The organism is Cytophaga sp. FL35, assembly GCF_014349235.1.
GTDB lineage: Bacteria > Bacteroidota > Bacteroidia > Flavobacteriales > Flavobacteriaceae > Euzebyella.
Window position 1 is genome coordinate 1 of record NZ_JACSOH010000066.1, and the last position, 2,365, is coordinate 2,365.

At 37.1% G+C, this 2,365-nt stretch carries 4 protein-coding genes; 3 read left to right on the top strand and 1 reads right to left on the bottom strand.

Going from position 1 to position 2,365, the window contains the following annotated elements; all coding sequences use genetic code 11:
* The first annotated feature begins 22 nt into the window (after window positions 1-22).
* From BIZ36_RS20540 to BIZ36_RS20550, 3 genes are all read left to right on the top strand, one after another.
* A complete protein-coding gene (locus BIZ36_RS20540) occupies window positions 23-343 on the top strand; it encodes a four-helix bundle copper-binding protein (protein ID WP_187459729.1) in 321 nt (106 codons plus the stop codon).
* 574 nt (window positions 344-917) lie between these two features.
* Window positions 918-1,364 carry a hypothetical protein gene (locus BIZ36_RS20545; RefSeq protein WP_187459730.1) on the top strand — a complete coding sequence of 149 codons (447 nt, stop codon included), beginning with the start codon at window positions 918-920 and terminating at the stop codon, window positions 1,362-1,364.
* Between the two features lie 375 nt (window positions 1,365-1,739).
* Window positions 1,740-1,943, top strand: a complete 204-nt coding sequence (locus tag BIZ36_RS20550) for a hypothetical protein (RefSeq protein WP_187459731.1) — start codon at window positions 1,740-1,742, stop codon at window positions 1,941-1,943.
* A 220-nt stretch (window positions 1,944-2,163) separates the two neighbouring features.
* On the opposite strand, the gene BIZ36_RS20555 is transcribed toward BIZ36_RS20550, so the two are convergent.
* The coding region (locus BIZ36_RS20555) for an SDR family oxidoreductase (protein WP_187459732.1) at window positions 2,164-2,365 on the bottom strand (202 nt) is incomplete at its 5' end.

Below are 2,365 nucleotides of genomic sequence, written 5' to 3' on the forward strand. Positions count from 1 at the left end.
TTTTTAACTTAAATAAAGTAGTATGAGAAATGAAAAATTGATACATGCATTGGGAAGTTGTATCAACCATTGCAATTATTGTGCGGACGCTTGCCTAGACGAGGATAACATTTCAATGATGAAGAATTGTATAAGAATGGATAGGGTATGTGCCGAAGTATGTAGTTCACTTGCACAAATTCTAGCTACCTCTTATACGGACGTACAGGGCCTTGTCGATTATTGCAAGAACATTTGCGAAGCGTGTGCCGATGAGTGTTCGCGCCACGACCACGAACATTGCAAGCTATGTGCTAAAGCCTGCAGGGAATGTGCACAGGCATGTGATGAATTTTCCAAATAGTAACAGGAGAGTTTGAGATTTATTTGTTCTTGAGGACCTTATTACAAAAATTGCTTTTAATTATACTAGCGTGTAAATGGCTTTGCTAAAATCTATATTTTAAATTATGTTGTGACTCATCTGTTGTAAACCAGTTTGAATCGTAAGACATGTTATTATATATGTACTATTCGAGATTATTGATTTTTGACCCCTTAGCGATAATCAAAGACAAATATCCTGAAATAGCAATCATAAAAGGCTACCATTTCTTTGAGATTATTATAATGCCAAAACAATAGTCATCAAGACAAAAGTATAAGTAGATTCAAACTCTTAACTATCCGATATGAGATGAGACAGACCTTACTTATCATAATTATACTTGATTCCCCTGACGAACTTCTCGTCCAGGTAATTTCAAATTGTGCTTAGGCTTGTAATCTGTTTGCTTTTCTGACAAGCCCATTAATATGGGCCATACTCAATTAATTACAATGACCAAAAGGGTTGATCTTGGATTTGATAAAGATAATCCCACACCCACGTTTAACTTAATTTAAAACTATATTAGGATGTTAATTTAGATGTGTATATGAAAAAGAATATAATTGATAAGTTAAATAAAATTTTAATCAACACATTGGACTACAAGGAAGTCTTGGGAAAGCTCGCGAGTTCTATAACCCATGGAGCTACTGGGGACAAATTGAAAGAACTGGCTGAAGTTGCTGATAGGGAATCTAAAAGTCTTGTAAAGATTATATCGGATATTGGCGGCAATGTTGAAAGTACCGAGCGAAAAACTGACCAAGAATCTATATATTGGGTGTCTAGACCACTACCTAATGCCCAGGATATGCAAGAGGTTCTACCATGCTTAATTGAGGCGGAGCGCAGTAAAGAAAAAGATTACAATGAAGTTATAGGCCATGAGGATATTCAAAGGGAGACGGCAAATCAGCTAGGAAAGCACCGTAAGGAAGCAGAGGCGACCCTTAGATATTTCCAAACCATTGAGGCCCAAAAGGAAAAGACATAGTACGATAACAAGGTGCTATTACATAGCGCAGATGAAAATAGGCATCTTTTCAAGATAAGAGCCGTTTGAAGGTTTCTTTATTGTGCAAGCACATGAAAGACCCAAATGATATTGGGACCCTTAGGAAAAAGGTTACTCAAAAAAAACAACAGCTGTGATTTATAGACTTATTCGGGGGAGTTCCATATCATGATACATCCCTTTATTTGAACTTTAGCCTACGCTATTTTGAGATACCCAATTGTAGAAAACGGGTTAAGCTTTCATAATAAGATGTCAATTGCACCAATACCTTGTAAGTTAATTTTAATATTGATTGGTATCAATCTATACAGCTCCAAATTTTAACTTGAAACAATAAAATAAAACTTTTTCATGGAGAAAATGGATAAAACGGAATGGAAAGCTACGGACAGCGCTCCCGTTGACACAAAACAAAAAAATGATGGAAGTGTTCGAAATATGACGACCAACAAAACAGAAAATAAACTTCCAGTAGTCACTATACTCGTTGTGGTGGTTCTATTGGGTATTTTAGCCTTTTACCTACTCTTTGTGGATGCTGCGGCCGGTCAATGATATTAAAGTAAAAATTTACTTCGTTATCATGCCCCATAATCGGAAGTTAGCGGTCCCGAAAGTGTAAATAGTTATAGGGCCAGGTCGGTTTGGCGAAGAAATAGATTGGACATAAATGTTCGACTTATAAATTTAATATTTTCACTTAAAAAATGTTATCGAAATAAAAAAGTTCCATGATCCTTTGAACATGGAACTTTTTAATTATAACGTCCTAACATCAACCTCCAATGATCTCCCCACCATTGATATGTAGCACTTGCCCGGTCATATAACTACTGTCCTCGCACGCCAAATAAACGTAAGCAGGTCCTAATTCCGCAGGTTGTCCCGGTCTGCCCAAGGGCACATCCTTACCGAATTTCTCCAATTGCTCTCCTTCAAAGGTAGCAGGAATCAAGGGTGTCCAAATGGGACCGGGC